This is a genomic window from Helicobacter heilmannii (assembly GCF_001283065.1).
Classification (GTDB): Bacteria; Campylobacterota; Campylobacteria; order Campylobacterales; family Helicobacteraceae; genus Helicobacter; species Helicobacter heilmannii.
This window is the reverse complement of the sequence record NZ_CDMK01000003.1, coordinates 59,688-75,860: the sequence shown is the minus strand read 5'-3', so window position 1 is coordinate 75,860 and position 16,173 is coordinate 59,688. Positions and strand designations below refer to the sequence as shown.

Genomic DNA, 16,173 nt, shown 5'->3' with positions numbered 1-16,173 from the left:
AAGCTTTAAAGCGTTTTGGCTAATGCAATGCAGGCTTCAAGACTAGGCTGTGGGCTTAGATGGGCGCAAATGTGCGGATCAAGAGTGTTTAAGGTGCTTTGACCGATGGCTACAGCACTGTAGCTAGAATCCCATGCAAAATTAGCCAAAAAATGCCTATAACTGCTAGGGGCTGTGAATATCAGCACAGAGTGAGGCTTTGGCTTTTGTTCTTGGGGCAGTTTTAAGGGGGTGTTTTGGTAAGCGATCAAAGAGGGCAGAAAGTCTAGGGCATTTGTGGCGGTCTCTTGGGCACGCACAAAGAGTGTGGGGTTTGGCAAAAGGCCTTTGATTTCCTCAATAAAGCCCTTGGCATGCCCGCTTTGCCCCATGAAGGCAACATTAAAGCCCAAATCCTTGGCTACTTGTGCGCTCTTTGGGGCGAGCACAAAGGCGGGGAGGCTCTTTAAAAAGGTGAGGGCATCGCTGTTTGCTAGACCGTGCTCTAAACTTAAAGGGGCATGTTTGGAGGTGAAAAGCAAGGCTCTCACATGAGCGAGCTGTAAGGGCACGCCCGTGGGTGTGGCTAGATTGTCTAAATTTAGAGGTAAATAGACGATCCGGCCACAAGCTAAGCAACCGATACTAGGTTCTAGCACTCCTACACCCCCCGTAGGCGCGCTGCTCACCACAACAATCGAGCGCACTAACTTTCTAGTACTTCTAAGCCCGATGTCTTAAAGTCGTCAAAATCCGCTTTTAAAAAGTAAATGTTGGACACTCCTGCCCCGTGCAAAGCATTAGCGTATTGCGCGGCGGTGTTGCCCCGCCAGCATTGCAACAACACTTTATCTTGGGGGTGCTCTAGGGCAAACTTTTTAATGGCGTTCAAATCGTCCATGTGGAGTGCTTCTTTTAGATGCGCCTTGTGGTAGCTCTCAGCGTCCCTAATGTCGATCACGCAATAATCCTTGGGGTTGAAAGACTTCAGTTCTACGAGCTGGTGGGTGTAACTGCTCTCCATGTCAAAATCCTTTAAAATTTTGGGGGGATTGTAGCACATTTTCATACATAAAGATAAACAGCCAAAAAAGTAGTAAAATTGCCTTATTTTGACAACAAAGGCAATACATGCAAGAAAATTACACTGCATTCTACCAAGACGCTCAAGAGTTCTTGGGCGATCGTATTTACAAGGATTATTTGCGCCGTGTGGTTTATGGCATAGACGCGTCCTGCTACCGCTATGTTCCCGAGCTGGTCGTCAAAGCCCTCCACGAGGCAGAGATCATGCGTTTGTGTGCTTTGGCTAAGAGGCATAACACCCCTTTAACCTTTAGAGCGGCGGGCAGCTCCTTATCTGGACAAGCGTGTGGCAGTGGGGTTTTGGTGATGGCAAATTTAGGCTGGCAAGAAATCAAGCCACAAGATAGCGGGGAGAGTGTGCGGCTTGGCTGTGGAGTGATCGGAGCACAGGCCAACAACGCCCTAAAAATCTACCAAAAAAAGATCGGACCAGACCCGGCAACCATCGCGACTGCCATGGTGGGGGGGATTTTAGCCAACAACGCCAGTGGCATGTGCTGTGGGGTGGCGCAAAACAGCTACCAAACTTTAAAATCCATCCGCGTGATCCTAGCCGATGGCACGCTCTTAGACACGAGCAAGAAAGAGAGTGTCGAGTCCTTCAAACAAAGCCACGCTACGCTTTTAGACGGATTATTGGCTTTGCGTAAAGAGGTGCTAGAGGACGACGAATTGCACGCCTTAATCCAAAAGAAATACAAAATCAAAAACACCACGGGCTATAGTCTAAATGCCCTCGTAGACTTTGAAGACCCCATAGACATTTTAAGCCATTTGTTTATAGGCTCAGAGGGCACGCTAGGCTTTATCTCCAGCTGTGAGCTGCATTGTGTGTCCGACTACCCTTATAAAACCTGCTTCTTGCTCTTTTATGAGAGTTTGGCGGCGGGCCTAAAGGGGGTGCAAATTTTGGCACAAAGTGCAGATAAAATCAGTGCCGCAGAGCTTATGGACTATGCATGTCTAGCCAGTGTGAAGGGCACAGAGGGCATGCCTAGCGTGTTAAACGAGATCAAGCCGGGCTATTCGTGCATTTTAGCCCAGCTGGAGAGCACTGACTTAAACACCCTTGAGGCAAATAGTGCCTTTGTGCTTGAGAAATTGCAAGCCACCCCCACAATCTTGCCCCTAGAGCAAAGCACAGATCCGCAGGTTTATAACACATGGTGGAAGATTAGAAAAGGTATTTTCCCCATTGTGGCGGGACGGCGGCGCAGTGGGGCGAGTGTAATCACTGAGGATCTATGCTTTGACATGGAGCATTTGCAAGAGGGGATCGCCAATTTACAAGGCTTGTTAGAAAAGCATGGCTTCAAAGATCACAGCGTGATTTTTGGGCACGCTTTAAGCGGTAATTTGCACTTTTTGATCACCCCTGTTTTAGAAAACCCCACCGAGCGGGCGCAATTTAGCGCGCTCATGGAGGATTTGGCCCAAATGGTTGTGTCCTTACAGGGTTCGATCAAAGCCGAGCATGGCACAGGGCGCATGGTCGCCCCCTTTGTTAAATTGGAGTGGGGTGAAAAAGCCTACCAAATTTGCCAGCGCATCAAAGCCCTATTTGATCCGGATAAACTCTTAAACCCCGATGTGATCTTATCAAGCGATCCGCAAATCCATACCAAGAATTTAAAAGAGAGTGTGCCCATCGCCCCTGAAATAGAAGCCTGCATGGAGTGCGGGTTTTGCGAGCGCATTTGCCCTAGCCGTTATCTTTCGCTCACCCCCCGCCAGCGCATAGGCCTACAAAGAGAAATCGCCTATTTGAGCCAAAAAGCCGCCCAAGGACTAGCCACCGACCGCACCTTGCTAGAAGAGCTCTTGGAAGGGTATCAGTATTTAAGCGATGAAACTTGTGCAGCCTGCCATATGTGCTCCACACTCTGCCCGCTTGGCATTGACAGCGCCACCATTGCACTTAAAACCCGCCGAAAAGAAAAGGCCCCTCTTGTGGCTAAAGAGATTTTAAAACACATGGATTTTGTGGTGGGGGGCTTGAAGGTCGGGCTTGGTGCGGTGCAAGTGGGGCAGGTGGCCTTAGGCGCGGATTTCATCCATAAATGCAGCCAAAAATTGCACACCAAATTAGGCACGCCTTTAGTTTCTAATTACATGCCACGAAAAAATAAATTCCAACTCACCAGCAAGCCCGCCACCCAAAGCGTGCTCTACTTTTCCACCTGCATTAACCGTGCTTTTGCGCCTTCAAAACTGATGCCCGATCAACGCAGTCTGCAAGAGGTCTTTGAATCGCTATGCCAAAAGGCGGGCTTTGGGGTGATTTATCCTAAAGAATTATCTAAGTTTTGCTGTGGTAAGGCGTTCATTGACTACCAAGATTTGAGTGTGCAGAACACTGAAAAAAATGCCAAACTTTTAAAAGAGCTCTCCAAAAATGGGCAAATCCCCATCGTGTTGGATCACAGCGCATGCAGCGCGTATTTGATCGAGCAATTGGAGCACACGGGGCTAAAAATTTACGACATGCCCATTTTTATTCAAGAGCATTTATTGCCGCATTTAAAAATCACGCCCCTACAAGAAGATGTCGCCCTTTACACGATGTGTGCGGCTAAACGCCTAGGTTATGCGCAGAACATGCGGGATTTGGCTAAGGCGTGTGTGCGCGGGGAGATTGTAGAGCACATCGATACGGGCTGTTGTGGCTTTGCGGGCAACAAGGGCTTTTTAACGCCAGAACTCAATGACCATGCCCTATTAGACTTCACAAGATTCTACCAAGACAAAAAACTTAAAAAAGGCTTTTGCAGCTCTAGCACCTGCGAAGTAGGTTTAAGCCAGCACTCTAACATCCCCTTCCAGCACATTGCCTACTTGGTTGATTCGTGCAGCGATGAATAACTTAGCGCATTTGGCTATCATTATGGACGGCAATGGGAGGTGGGCGAAGTTGCAGGGTAAGCCCCGCACACACGGGCACCAACAAGGGATCAACGCCCTAAGAAACATCACCATTTGGTGCGCCAAAGAGGGGATTGCCTATCTCACGCTCTATGCCTTTTCTACAGAGAATTGGAGCCGCCCCAAAGCAGAGGTAGATTTTTTGATGCGGATGCTCAAAAAATATCTTGTGCAAGAGCGCCCCACTTATTTAGAGCATAAAATCCGTTTCAAGGCGATCGGCAATTTAAAGAAGTTCAGCCCCGCCCTGCAAAAGACCATTTTAAATTTGGAGCAAGAAACCGCTAGCCACACCGCCATGATACAGATTTTAGCCCTAAACTATGGGGGGCGTGATGAGATCGCACGGGCGTGCAAGCGGGTGTTGGAGTCGGGGCTAAAGGGGGACTTGCAAGAGCTCATTGGGGCGCATTTAGACACGGCAGGCTTGCCTGATGTAGACTTGTTGGTACGCACGGGTGGGGAGATGCGCCTGTCTAACTTCTTGCTGTGGCAATCCAGCTATGCCGAGCTATTTTTTAGCCCCGTGCTCTGGCCCGACTTCACGCCAGAGGATTTAGCCCAAATCATCGCTTCATTTAATCAAAGACAACGCAAATTTGGTAGAGTGTAGCAGAAAGGACTTGGCATGGCGTTGGAAGTTGTGGTGTGGGATTTTGATGGCGTGGTGTTTGACAGCATGCACTTAAAGGGGGAGGGGTTTAAGGAATTGTTTAGGCGGCACACAAAGGCAGATGAGGTGGCTCTAAAGGCGTTTGAAGGATATCACTACACCAATGGGGGGGTGAGCCGCTCTGATAAAATCGCGCACTTTTACACCCGAATTTTAAAGAAAACCATAGACGCGGATAAAATCAACGCCCTAGTGCAGGAGTTCGGGCAGATCATTGAAAAGGACTTGTTTTCTAGGGAGCATTTAAACTTAGAAGTGATGGACTTTATCAAGACGAACGATGAAAAGTATATTTTCCACATTGCTTCGGCAGCTTTGCATACAGAGTTACAGGTTCTCTGCGAGTTTTTGGGGATTTTGCCCTATTTTAAGAGCGTGGAGGGTGCACCCCCAGCGAAGGCAAAAATTCTAGCGAACATGTGCGCTAGATATGGCTATGATCCTAGCCAAATGGTGTTGATCGGGGATTCTAAGAGCGATTATGAGAGCGCAAAGGCTAATAAAATCGCCTTTTTGGGCTACAACAACCCGGCCCTAAAAGAGCTGTTGCCCAGCTCTTACATCCAAGACTTTAAGGATTTGGACTTAGGAGCCCTTGCACAGAGGGCTTGCTTAGATCAATTTTAACATTGCAACGCTCGATGGTGCTGAGGCGATGCGCGATCACTAGGAGCGTTTTACCCTCGGCCACGCTGTAAATCTCATCCATGATCTTCGCCTCTGTGGGGGTGTCTAGGGCTGAGGTGGCTTCATCTAGGACCAAAATCTCCGGGTTATCATACAAGGCTCTAGCGATGCCTAGGCGTTGCTTTTGTCCTCCGCTGAGGTTGATTCCCCCCTCGCCAATGGTCGTTTCAATCCCCCGATGTTGGCATAAAAAGTCGTAAATGTGTGCCATCTTGCAGACCTCTATGACCCGTTCTTCATTTATGGAGCTACCGCAGGCGACATTTTCGGCAACACTGCCATCGAACAAATAGATTTGTTGGGGAATATAGCCGATCTTTTGCCGCCATGTGCGGATGTTTTTGGGGGTTAGGGGGGTATTGTCTATAAAAATCTGCCCCGCACTAGGATAGAGCACGCCCATTATAATGTCCACCAAGGTGGACTTGCCACAACCGCTAGGCCCGATGAAGGCAATTTTTTGGCCCCGCTTGATCTTTAAATCCACACCTTGCAAAACGGGGTGGGTGCGCTTGTAGGCAAAACTGATGTTTTGAAGGCGGATCGTCTCTTTGAAGGACAAATCTAGTGCCCCTTCCTCTTGGATCGGACGACTCAAATCCTTGTAAACACCGTTGATCGCCTGTTGCTGGTAGCAGATGATGCTATATTGGTCCAAGATGCGGTTTAAGGAGGGCAACATGCGATACAGGGCTAGGGCGTACATCGAGATGATGGGTAAAACCATTTTAGCCTCGCCGTATTTATGTAAAACATAGGCGACTGCCAAGATGAGCAAGCTAAAACCCACGGTTTCTAAAAAGCGGTTGGGGATTACCTGCAAAGTGCGGTAGGTGGTGTTGGCTTTGGCGTTGTTTAGGCTGTTTTGACTAAAGACTTGGTAGGCTTGCTCGTGGTTATCTTTGAGTTTGGTGATTTTAAAATTGCCAAAGAACTTAGAAAAGATTTTAAAAGACTGCGCTTGGGCGTTGTTGGATATCCGCCCCTTATTTTGGATGAACCTAGACATGTATTTGGTGATGAAAAAGACTTGCAGGGCGAGGATAAAGGTCAAAGCAAAGGTCATTTTCCAATTCGTGTAAATCAATAGCCCATACAAAAACAACATCACACTCACCTCGGCAAGCAACCCCAGCAAGGCGTTGAGACCGTGTAAAACCCCCCCGCTCTTTTCCATGATGGTGTGGCGGATTTTATCTAGACTGATGTTGATGTGCTCTAGATAGGAGTTTTTCAAGTGGTGCATGAACAGCCGTTGGGCTAAGGCGTGCGCCTTTTGGTTTGCAAAGCGGCTATTGACATAAGCAAAAAGCACACTGTAGCCTAAGCGGAACACATACAGCCCCACGAGCGCAAAGCTGAAAAAATAGGCAAAGTGTAGGGGGGTTTTAAAGTGCAAGGTGTCGTAGATCACGCGGGCGTAGTGGTTAGATAAAACCAAATCTGGTGAGCTAGCCAGCGTGATGAAGGGCATGATCGCGCTGATCGAGCAGACCTCGATCAGCGACATGAAAATGGACATCAAAACCAAGACGATCAAGATTTTTTTGTCCCTTTTATTGATCAATACGGACATTTGCAAGAGTGAACGCCAAAAAGTTTTAAAGGGGTTGATGCGCTTCTTTAAAGCCAAGGCAAATCCTTAAAATACAAGGTAAAAGTCCAAATTAAAGTCCAAATTATAGCTAAAAGCTACCTTGATTGTTAATGGATATTTGGCTACAATACGCCCGTTAGCTCGTTAGCTCGCTAACAAAACCAAAATTTTATAAGGAGATTTTTTATGTTAGTTACAAAGGTTGCTCCCGATTTCAAGGCCACAGCTGTTTTACCCAATAACCAGGTGGATGAGCATTTTGAATTGTCAAAAAATTTAGGCCACAATGGGGCAGTGTTGTTCTTTTGGCCCAAAGATTTTACTTTTGTTTGTCCCTCTGAGGTCATCGCTTTTGACCACCGCGTGAAAAACTTCAACGAAAGGGGCTTTAATGTGATCGGGATTTCCACCGACACCGAGGTGGTTCACTATGCGTGGAAAAACACCCCTGTTGAAAAAGGTGGTATCGGTCAAGTCACTTTCCCCATTGTGGCAGATGTGACTAAGGACATCGCTAGGGCTTATGATGTACTCTTTGAAAACGCCGTGGCTCTTAGGGGGTCTTTCTTGATCGATAAACACCAAAAAATCCGCCACGCCGTGATCAACGACTTCCCCCTAGGGCGCAATGTGGATGAAATGTTGCGCATGGTGGATGCCTTGATTTTCTTTGAAGAACATGGCGAGGTCTGCCCTGCAGGTTGGCAAAAAGGCGATGCGGGCATGAAACCCAGCCACGAAGGTGTGGCTGAATATCTCAAAGAAAACGCCAGTCACCTATAAGTCTAAAGCCTAGTTTTGGCTAGGGCTTGGCTCTAGGGTTTGTTCTTTTTTGGGCACAATCTCCCCTTGGGGGTTTGGGTTTGATAGTTGCAAAATCTCACAACCCCCCTCAATCAAATCAAAAATTTTTAATAAGCCTTGTAGTTCCCTATGGTAGGCCACGATTCCGCACCCCCTGATGAAAATAAAGCACCTCTTGCTCGCCTGCAAGTAGTGTGAAATGTCCACGGAGCAACGATCCTGCCAGTCTTTATAGCTCTTGGGATCGTAAATGTCAATTTTTTGCCCTAAAAGCGTGGCACCTAAGTAATCTCTAGGGGCTAAAGATTCGTGGTTAAGCGAATAAGCGATGGCGTGTGGGGGGCGACCATAGGCGATGAAGCGGGCTTCTGTGAAGTGGCGGTAAATACTAGCGTGGATGCCTACATCCATGCTCGCCTCCCGCCAGCGGTAATCTAATTTGTCTTGCAAGACAATAAAAGACTCTTCATCTAAATTGTCAAAAATGACATTGTTTTTATTGATGAGAAAGCGAGTCGCCCCCATGCGTGCCGAGATCGAGCCTCTGAAAATACTGAAAAACCCCTTGCGGAACATCGATAAAGACACCTTTTGGAGCTGTTGCAAAAGTTTTTGATCCACTTCTCTAACATAAACATTTTTCATAGGGGGGATTCTAACAAATTTATTTGTTTTATTTGTAAATTTTTGGGTTCTAGCACCACGCACACCCCTTCTTTGAACTCTTTATCGTAGGGCATGCGCACCATTTGCGGCTCTAGGGCTAGTGTGAGTTCTTGATTTTGGCTTTTAAGCACTTTAGCGTGCAGGGCTTGCTTGGGTCTTAAGTTTTGAATATGAGCGGTGGTGGTCTGCGTGTTTTGCTGGAAAAAAATCAAAGTGCTTGCCATTTGATAGGTCTCGAATAGGTCGTGGGTGATGAGCAGTGTGGTGAGATTGAAATGCGCGCTTAAGAACTTGATCTGCTCTTGTAATTTAGAGCGCATACAAGGGTCTAGCGCGCTCAAACCCTCATCTAGGCATAAAAGCGATCCGCCATCTAGTACGCGCAAAATCGCCCGCGCCAAGGCGACTCTTTGTTGCTGCCCGCCTGAGAGCGTGCTAATAGGGCGTTTTAACAGCCCCTCTAGCTCCATAAGAGCGATGATCTCATCTATTTTTGGATGTTTAGGGGCACTAAAGACGATGTTTTGCAGAGTGTTTAAATGGGGAAATAACCCATAATCTTGGAACACAAAGCCCACTTTGCGCTCCTGTGGGCTTAGGTTAATGCGCTTTTGTATGTCGCACCACACTTGGTTATTAAAGACAATACGCCCAATATCTGGGGTTTCTAACCCCGCAAGGGTGCGCAGCAAAGTGCTTTTACCCACACCAGAAGCCCCCATTAGGGCATAGGTTTGCCTCGGTTGCAAGCGCAAATTTACTTCTAACTTAAAATCCCCCCCTGCCCCTTTTAAGTGCTTTTGGATTAAAATCTCTAACATGGTTTCATCTCAACAAGTCTAAAGTTTCAGAATGCTACGATAAAAGCTTGTGGCTATCTTAACATAGGTATTTGCATGCACAAATGGTTCCTCCCCCTTGTCATTGGTGGCTCTACTTTTTTGACAGCACATCCCAAGGATGGTTTTTTTGTGGAAGGAGGTTTCATAACGGGTTTATTAGAAACCAAGGGAGACATTAAAGAAAAGCCTCCTTGTCCTCTAGGCACGATCTGTATCGAAGAGATCATGCAAAACGCTGCCCCCACCTTTACACAAGGTAGACTTGCTAATATCAAAAACCCCATCACCTTCAACACCACTCAGCCCGTGAAAATGCAGCTCAAAAACGGCAAATTACAGATTGAAAGTTTCTTGCCCTACAATCTGCACAATGTCGACCTTTACATGAAAAATGCCAACGGGCAAGAGGTCAAGGTGGGCTTGTTTAAAGACATCCCCCAGTTTACCCAAAGCGTGGTGGCCGAGGATTTGCTCCCTGCCATTGCCAAAGCCGGGGGCAATGCCAACTCTACATTCAGTTTAGCTCCTTCCTCCTCCTCAGATCCTGTCACCACGCAAGTATTAAATAATCTAGCCAAAATCACGGTAGACATCCAAGGAACCTTTAAGAGTCCCTACCCCAACCCAGAAAATCCAGCCTCAAAGAATTGGTCCAACCCCCCAACTCCAAAAGAGGCAGAAGAGTTAGCAGAGATTTTCCTTAATCTTACTGCCATGCTAAGTTCTCCGCAGTTTAAACAAGCAGTACTCAATGCTCCTTTTGAATTCACAAATGGTCCGGGCAATGTCGGCCCCTACCACCCTAATGTCATTCCTGGTCCTAATGGGCAAGTGCCACATTCCTTACAAAAATATGTTTTAAACAAACAAAAGGTTTATGAACAATATACTTCTAACAAACGCATTTTAATCGATACACTTTCTCCACATTCTCCTTACGATGGTTTGGGAAGTCCTGCTGTTTTTGGTATCCAAGAATATTTAATCAATCCAGCCCAAGCTAAAATTTTAATGACAGATAGTCTTAACGATGATGCAACTCCTTTAGCGCTGATCATGCATGAATTTGGTCATGTGAATGGTTTCAACCACAATGGTAATATGACCTACCCTAATGGTTCCTACAGCACTCCTGGTGGCAAGGTGGAACACAATTGTTCGGCTTGTACCTATTACAAAATTGGTGACAAGTATGTGCGTGCTGGAATGGGGGGTGTTGGTGAAAATGTATGGACAGAGCTTGGTAAAGCGGGGCGCTTGCCCATCAACTACAACCAACTGGCCAGCCAAGCACCCCCCTCTATGCCCCCCGCCTTCTTGCGCGTCTTGCAAAATATCCTCTCCGCCAACAATTCTGCCAATTCGGCGATGGTGGGCTTTGACTTGATGGGCGGTTACCAACGATACTTCAATGATTACTTCGGGCTGTCTTACTATGGGATCATTAAGTACAACTACGCCAAGAGAATGGGCATCATCAACACCATCAATCAAATCGCCTTTGGGTGGGGGATGGACGCGCTCATCGACTTTAAAACCAATTACAGCACCTACCGCTTGCGCAACAAGATGGGGGTTAGGATCGTGCGCCGTCAATTCAAAAGCTCTTATGGCATGTTCGTAGGCCTTCGGGCGTTGTGGAAGGGTTATGGCTTGAAGGGGGCGGGGTTTTTCAACAGCGGCAATTTAAACCTAGATGTGGGTTTTAACTACCGCTACAAGCACTCCAAATACAGCATCGGTATCGCCCTGCCCTTAGTCCAGCAAAACCTCGTCGCTAAAATCAACACCAGCAATCTAGTGGGCACATTCACCATCCAAGAAGGCGTGAGCCACTTCAATATCCTCTTCAACTACGGCTGGGTGTTTTAACTACTTGCCTAAGCAGAACTTAGAAAACATCACTCCGAGCATTTCCTCGGTGTTGTAGGGGCTGGTGATTTGCCCTAAACTCTCTAGCGCGTCTTTAATGTGGTAGGCAAAGAGCTCTAGCTCAAGGCTCTTTAGGGGCTTTTGTGCGCTTTGTAGGTGGGCTATCGTGGCTTCTAGGGCTTCTTGTTGGCTTAAGGTGGGCAAGATCACATCGGGCAAGTCGGTTTGCATGAAGGGGGCTAGGGCTTCTTGGATTAGGGGCAAACAAGGGCTTTCTTTGGTGCTTAAAACAAGTGGGGGGGCTTTGATAAAGGGCAGGTTTTTTAAAAGGGTGTTGGTGTCTAGCTTTTTAACACAATCGCTTTTGTTAAACACCACGAGGATCGTTTTTTCTTGTTGTTCCGCAAGCAAGTCTAAAATATGCATGTCCTGGGCATCTAAGGCATGGCTCAAATCAAATAAAGCCAAAATAATTTGACTCTCTTGCATGCGTGCCTTGCTTCTAGAAATGCCTAAACTCTCTACCATATCCGCCCCCTCTCGAATGCCCGCTGTATCCACAAGGCGCACACAAGAGCCATTGAGATACACCACTTCCTCAATCGTGTCTCTAGTGGTGCCCGCTAGTGGGCTCACGATCGCGCGCTCTTGCAACAAGAGGGCGTTTAAAAGCGAGCTCTTGCCCACATTGGGCTTGCCCACAATGCTTAAGGTATAGCCCTCAAGTTGGGCTTTTTTGGCTTTAGACACCTCTAGGGTGTGTTGCAACTTCTCTAGAGTGGGGCGCATTTTAGCGCGCAGGCTTTCGGGCAAATTTACAGGCAGGTCTTCCTCAGCGTAGTCGATCAACACCTCAGCCGTGGCGATGAGTTCTAAAAGGGCGGTGCGGATAGAGTGCACGAAGTTTTTAAGCCCGCCCTTAAGCTGTTTAGCCATCGCCTTTGCCATGGACGCATTTTGGCTCTCTATGAGTTGTTGCAGGGCCTGTATTTGCGATAAATCCATGCGGTTATTGAAAAACGCCCGCTTGCTAAACTCCCCCCCCATTGCGAGCCTTGCCCCCGCTTTTAAGCAGGCCTCTAAAATGAGCCGTGCCACAAGCAACCCTCCGTGGCATTGGATTTCAGCCACATCCTCGCCCGTGTAGCTATGCGGGGCTTGAAAGTAAAGGGCTAGGGCTTGATCTAGCAAGTCCTGACCATCGTAGCAATCCACCAAGATAGCCCGTCTAGGGGGGAAGTGTTGGCGGTGGGTGAGGGTTTGTAAAATCTCTAGGCTCTTGGTCCCGCTTAGTTTCACAATGGCGATCGCGCCTTGGGCGGGGGGGGTGGCGATGGCGGCGATGGTGTCAGTCATTCACCACGACAACCGACTCGTTTTGGCTGTTTTGTTCAATCACCACATGCTTATTAGGGAAGGCCTCTCTTAGGCGTTTTAGGGCAATGTGTAAGAGCATGCCATCTAGGGGCTTGGTTTGGGCCTTGCCGACTTCATGCACGGCCATCATCACACCCTGCAAATACAACTCCATCATCTCCTCTTGGTCTTTTAAGAAGCTGGCCACCTCTAAGCGGATATTATAATTGTACCGGTGGTGTATCCAATTAAAGAGTAAGTAAGATAAGGCATTGTAGCGGTAGCCCTTTTCGCCTATGATGAGTGCCGAGTCGGGGCCACTGATGTCAATTAAAAGCGTTTGGGGGTTATAAAGGCTCACTTGTATGTGCTCGATATCATAGGGTAGGTGGCTAAACAAACTCTCTAGCTCAGCTTGGATTTGGGCTAGTTTGTTGCTAGGCTGGATTTGGGGGGTTAGCTTTTCTGGCGTGTAAGGGAGTTCCTCTTGGGGGTTGTAGACCTGTGTGTGTTGGGCTTGCTGGTCTTGGGGGGCGGCAGGGGCAGTGGTTTGCCCAGGCTCTTGGGCTTGGGGGTTAGTTGCTTGGGGTTTTCTTTGTACACTTAAAATAGCTTCCTTTTTGCCTAAGCCTAAAAAGCCCTTGCTGGGGGCTTGCACCACTTCATATTCCAAATCCACAACCGAACAGCCAAGCACCGAAGACGCTTTAATGATTGCCTCCTCTAGGCTGGGGGCGTTGATGGTTTGCATGTCAACTCCTATTTTTTATGTTCGGCGATTTCTTTAGCTTTTTTCTTATCAAGCATTTGGTTGATCATCCACTGCTGGATAATAGAAAAAATATTATTGATCGTCCAATAAAGGACTAACCCAGCTGGGAAAGTGATTAAAAAAATCGTAAAGAATAGAGGCAGCATTTTAAAGATTTTGGCTTGCGTGGGATCGGTGATGGTGCTTGGGGTTAGGGCTTGTTGGGCGTACATAGAAATCCCCATTAAAAGGGGTAGGATAAAATAAGGGTCCATGATGGATAGGTCATGTATCCACAGCATCCACCCCGCGCTTTTGAGCTCCACAGCGTTGTAAAGTACCCGATAAATGGCAAAGAACACGGGGATTTGTAAGAGCAAAGGCAAGCACCCACCCAAAGGATTGGCCCCGTGTTTTTTATAAAGTTGCATCATGTGCATTTGGAGCTTTTGCGGATCGCTCTTATACTTCTCCTGTAATTCTTTCATTTTGGGGGCGAGGTCTTTGATTTTTTGCATACTCACCATGCCCTTGTAGCTTAGTGGATAAAGAATGATGCGCACGATTAAAGTTAGCAAGATGATCGCCCATCCCCAATTATGGGTGTAGTTGTGCAAAAAGTCTAGCAATAGAAACACAGGGCGAGCAAAGAAGGTGATGATCCCATACTCAATCACCTCGGTTAAAGCGGGGTTGATTTGGGCTAATAAATGGTGGTCTTTAGGGCCTATGTAGCCATGCAAGCTGGCATCGCCCTTTAAGGACACAAAGGGCAGGGGGTTTTTGCTAGGCTGGGTGTCTACAATAGCATCTAGCGGGGTGTTGGCAAAAAAGAGCGAGGTGTAGTAACGATCCACGCTGGCGATAAAAGTCGTGTTATTAAAGGTCTTTGTCTCCTTTGCCTTACCATCTTCGATCTTTTCTAGTTTATGATCCTGTGTGCCTAAAAGCACGCCATGAAAAGCGTAGCCGTCTGCATCGGCCACAGGCCTTGCGCCATTGGAGAGTACATAGGCGGTGTTCATTGCCCCTTTGGACTCTAGGTGGATTTTTAGATCGTAGGTAAGGTTGGGGTAAAAGGTGAGAGTTTTTATGAGGGTTAGGCCGGGCAACTCTTGGGTTAGCACCAAGCTTTGGGGGGCGTTGCTTAGGGTGATTTCTTTTGCCGAAGCTGTGTAGGGGGTCTTAAACGCCTGGACATTTAAAGCATTATCCACAAAGCGCAGCTCTAAGGGCTTTAAAGAATCTGCGCCTAGTAGGGGCAGTTTTTCTAAAGGGGGTTTGGGTTTGGCGAGTCCTAATAATTCTTTGACATGCTCAACAAAGCCCTCTTGGCGGTGGGCGGTGAATTTTTTACCTTTTAAATACACCTGAGATATGCGCCCGAGCGAGTCGATCTCAATCTCTATGCCTTGAGAGCGCACAAGGGCGATTAGGGGGGTTTTTTGCGTGGGCTGAATGCTTTGTTCTAGGGCACTTGGGGTAGAGTGGGGAGTGCTGTAGGCTTGGGTAGCTTGGCCTTGTAAACTGTGGGTACTTTGGGTGATTTGTTGCACCTTATTCTCGGGCTTGGGCTGAAAAAAGTAGCTGTAGGCGATCAAAAAGATAAAGGAGAGGACAATGGCTAAAATGAATTTGGAATTGTTGTCGTTCACGAGTGTACCTTGAGAATATAGTAAGTGTGGATGCCCGGGCTTGTCGGCACTAGGTAATAAACCAGTTTAAACGCACTTGGGGCGCAAAATTTAGGACTTAGGGGCTTGCTTGTGACGGGGTAATCGATCCCGCCGGGGTGAAAGGGGTGGCAAGATAGCACCCGCCAAGCCACCTTCAAAAGGGCTTTTAGCAAAGACTCATTTTTTAAGAGCCACAGTGCATAGGTAGAGCAGGTGGGGTAAAAACGGCAAGTGGAGGGCTTTAGGGGAGATACAAGTTTGCGATAAAAGGCAAGCAAGGCTAGGACAACTCTCATACACGCCTCAGTACGCCCTTGTTGGGGTGTTTGCGCTTAAGGCATGCCAAAATCTGCTGTTTCAACTCTAGGTAACTAAGGCTAGTGATCCCCGCCTTTGCTACAAAAACCAACACCTGCTTTTCTAGGTGGACATGGTTTAAAATGGTGCGTACCCGCCTTTTGAGTAAGTTTCTTTGCACCGCCTTGCCCACCTTCTTAGACACGCTAAGCCCGAGCAAGAGGTTTTTAGGGTTGCCAAAAAAAGGGGGTAAATCCTCTAGGGGCAGGCTGTAAATGGCGAAAAATGCCCGATGTGTCCGCATGCCCTTTTTATAGGTGTAAGAAAATTGCTGGGTGGTTTTTAGGGATTGCACGCCGCAAAAATCAAACGGCTAGTTGTTTTCGTCCTTTGGCACGGCGGGCTTTAATGACCTTTCTCCCATTTTTGGTTTTCATCCTTACAAGAAAACCATGCGTGCGCTTTCTAGGCGTGTTGTGGGGTTGGTAAGTCCGTTTCATTGTCTTCCTTTAAAATTTTCAAAAGGGCCATTCTAGCCAAAGTTGGCTAAAAGCTATCTAAATTCAGTGGTTGCTATTTTTGTCTTCTACAAGAATATAGAGTTGGTTGAGATTATGGGTCTGGAGCAAATCCACAACTTTGACAAAGCTGTCTAGATTGCTGTTTTTATCGCCTTGTAAAATGATGGGCGTGTCTTTGGGGTAGCTTGAAACCGCCCGCTTTAGTGCCTCAAAGCTCACCCTTTTTTTGTCTAGATAAAACTCGCCCTTATGGGAGATGGCGATGTTTACCTGCTTTTTATCTAAAATATCCTCGGCTTTGTTGGAGCTTTGATCCACCTTGGGGATATTGATGGGCAACTTAGAAGTGCTGACAAAGGACGCGGTGGTGAGCACAATCACCAACAACACTAACATAATGTCAATGAACGGGACCACATTCATTGAGTCGATTTTTTTCATGGG

The 16,173-nt window shown here is 47.4% G+C and carries 17 protein-coding genes; 5 read left to right on the top strand and 12 right to left on the bottom strand.

The genetic code is table 11. The annotated features are described in order from the left end of the window. Positions 1–5: 5 nt before the first annotated feature. Positions 6–686: a uroporphyrinogen-III synthase gene (locus tag AOG36_RS06875; RefSeq protein WP_015106733.1), complete on the bottom strand. Its 681-nt coding sequence runs from the start codon at positions 684–686 to the stop codon at positions 6–8. Beyond that, positions 686–1,003, bottom strand: coding sequence for a rhodanese-like domain-containing protein (locus AOG36_RS06870; protein ID WP_053825806.1), 318 nt, complete (start codon positions 1,001–1,003; stop codon positions 686–688). The genes AOG36_RS06875 and AOG36_RS06870 overlap by 1 nt, the downstream gene beginning before the upstream one ends. Positions 1,004–1,110: 107 nt before the next feature. On the opposite strand from AOG36_RS06870, the gene AOG36_RS06865 reads away from it, so the two are divergent. Genes AOG36_RS06865 through AOG36_RS06855 form a run of 3 tightly spaced genes read left to right on the top strand, consistent with a single transcriptional unit; the run spans position 1,111 to position 5,287 of the window. Next, a complete protein-coding gene (locus AOG36_RS06865) occupies positions 1,111–3,927 on the top strand; it encodes an FAD-binding and (Fe-S)-binding domain-containing protein (RefSeq protein ID WP_015106731.1) in 2,817 nt (938 codons plus the stop codon). Further along, a complete protein-coding gene (locus AOG36_RS06860) occupies positions 3,920–4,600 on the top strand; it encodes a di-trans,poly-cis-decaprenylcistransferase (protein ID WP_015106730.1) in 681 nt (226 codons plus the stop codon). The genes AOG36_RS06865 and AOG36_RS06860 overlap by 8 nt, the downstream gene beginning before the upstream one ends. 15 nt (positions 4,601–4,615) lie before the next feature. After that, on the top strand, positions 4,616–5,287 hold the full coding sequence (locus AOG36_RS06855; protein ID WP_053825769.1) for an HAD family hydrolase: 672 nt from the start codon (positions 4,616–4,618) through the stop codon (positions 5,285–5,287). On the opposite strand, the gene AOG36_RS06850 is transcribed toward AOG36_RS06855, so the two are convergent. Then, positions 5,232–6,923, bottom strand: coding sequence for an ABC transporter ATP-binding protein/permease (locus AOG36_RS06850; protein ID WP_082336670.1), 1,692 nt, complete (start codon positions 6,921–6,923; stop codon positions 5,232–5,234). The genes AOG36_RS06855 and AOG36_RS06850 overlap by 56 nt on opposite strands. A gap of 207 nt (positions 6,924–7,130) precedes the next feature. On the opposite strand from AOG36_RS06850, the gene AOG36_RS06845 reads away from it, so the two are divergent. After that, positions 7,131–7,727, top strand: a complete 597-nt coding sequence (locus AOG36_RS06845; protein ID WP_015106728.1) for a peroxiredoxin — start codon at positions 7,131–7,133, stop codon at positions 7,725–7,727. Positions 7,728–7,736: 9 nt separating this feature from the next. Here the strand turns inward: AOG36_RS06845 and AOG36_RS06840 are convergent, their stop codons facing one another. Then, a complete protein-coding gene (locus AOG36_RS06840; protein ID WP_197271364.1) occupies positions 7,737–8,393 on the bottom strand; it encodes a class II aldolase and adducin N-terminal domain-containing protein in 657 nt (218 codons plus the stop codon). After that, positions 8,390–9,235 (bottom strand): ATP-binding cassette domain-containing protein, encoded by an 846-nt coding sequence (locus AOG36_RS06835; protein ID WP_015106724.1) that lies wholly within the window; start codon positions 9,233–9,235, stop codon positions 8,390–8,392. Before AOG36_RS06835 ends, AOG36_RS06840 begins: the two co-directional genes overlap by 4 nt. A gap of 150 nt (positions 9,236–9,385) precedes the next feature. Between AOG36_RS06835 and AOG36_RS06830 the strand changes: the two genes are divergently transcribed. Next, a complete protein-coding gene (locus AOG36_RS06830; RefSeq protein ID WP_015106723.1) occupies positions 9,386–11,128 on the top strand; it encodes a porin family protein in 1,743 nt (580 codons plus the stop codon). Here the strand turns inward: AOG36_RS06830 and mnmE are convergent, their stop codons facing one another. The 7 genes from mnmE to AOG36_RS06795 form a co-directional block, all read right to left on the bottom strand. After that, the gene (mnmE, locus tag AOG36_RS06825) at positions 11,129–12,484 is read right to left on the bottom strand and encodes a tRNA uridine-5-carboxymethylaminomethyl(34) synthesis GTPase MnmE (protein WP_053825766.1); all 1,356 of its coding nucleotides are present in this window, start codon (positions 12,482–12,484) and stop codon (positions 11,129–11,131) included. It lies immediately after the preceding gene. Continuing rightward, a complete protein-coding gene (locus tag AOG36_RS06820) occupies positions 12,477–13,235 on the bottom strand; it encodes a Jag N-terminal domain-containing protein (RefSeq protein WP_053825765.1) in 759 nt (252 codons plus the stop codon). The genes mnmE and AOG36_RS06820 overlap by 8 nt, the downstream gene beginning before the upstream one ends. An 8-nt stretch (positions 13,236–13,243) precedes the next feature. Continuing rightward, positions 13,244–14,890 carry a membrane protein insertase YidC gene (gene yidC, locus AOG36_RS06815; protein WP_015106720.1) on the bottom strand — a complete coding sequence of 549 codons (1,647 nt, stop codon included), beginning with the start codon at positions 14,888–14,890 and terminating at the stop codon, positions 13,244–13,246. Next, positions 14,887–15,207, bottom strand: a complete 321-nt coding sequence (gene yidD, locus AOG36_RS06810) for a membrane protein insertion efficiency factor YidD (RefSeq protein ID WP_015106719.1) — start codon at positions 15,205–15,207, stop codon at positions 14,887–14,889. Before yidD ends, yidC begins: the two co-directional genes overlap by 4 nt. Continuing rightward, positions 15,204–15,563 (bottom strand): ribonuclease P protein component, encoded by a 360-nt coding sequence (gene rnpA / locus AOG36_RS06805; protein WP_015106718.1) that lies wholly within the window; start codon positions 15,561–15,563, stop codon positions 15,204–15,206. Before rnpA ends, yidD begins: the two co-directional genes overlap by 4 nt. A gap of 10 nt (positions 15,564–15,573) precedes the next feature. Continuing rightward, on the bottom strand, positions 15,574–15,708 hold the full coding sequence (gene rpmH, locus AOG36_RS06800) for a 50S ribosomal protein L34 (protein WP_015106717.1): 135 nt from the start codon (positions 15,706–15,708) through the stop codon (positions 15,574–15,576). A 63-nt stretch (positions 15,709–15,771) separates the two neighbouring features. Continuing rightward, the gene (locus AOG36_RS06795) at positions 15,772–16,170 is read right to left on the bottom strand and encodes an ExbD/TolR family protein (RefSeq protein ID WP_015106716.1); all 399 of its coding nucleotides are present in this window, start codon (positions 16,168–16,170) and stop codon (positions 15,772–15,774) included. Between the last annotated feature and the right edge of the window lie 3 nt (positions 16,171–16,173).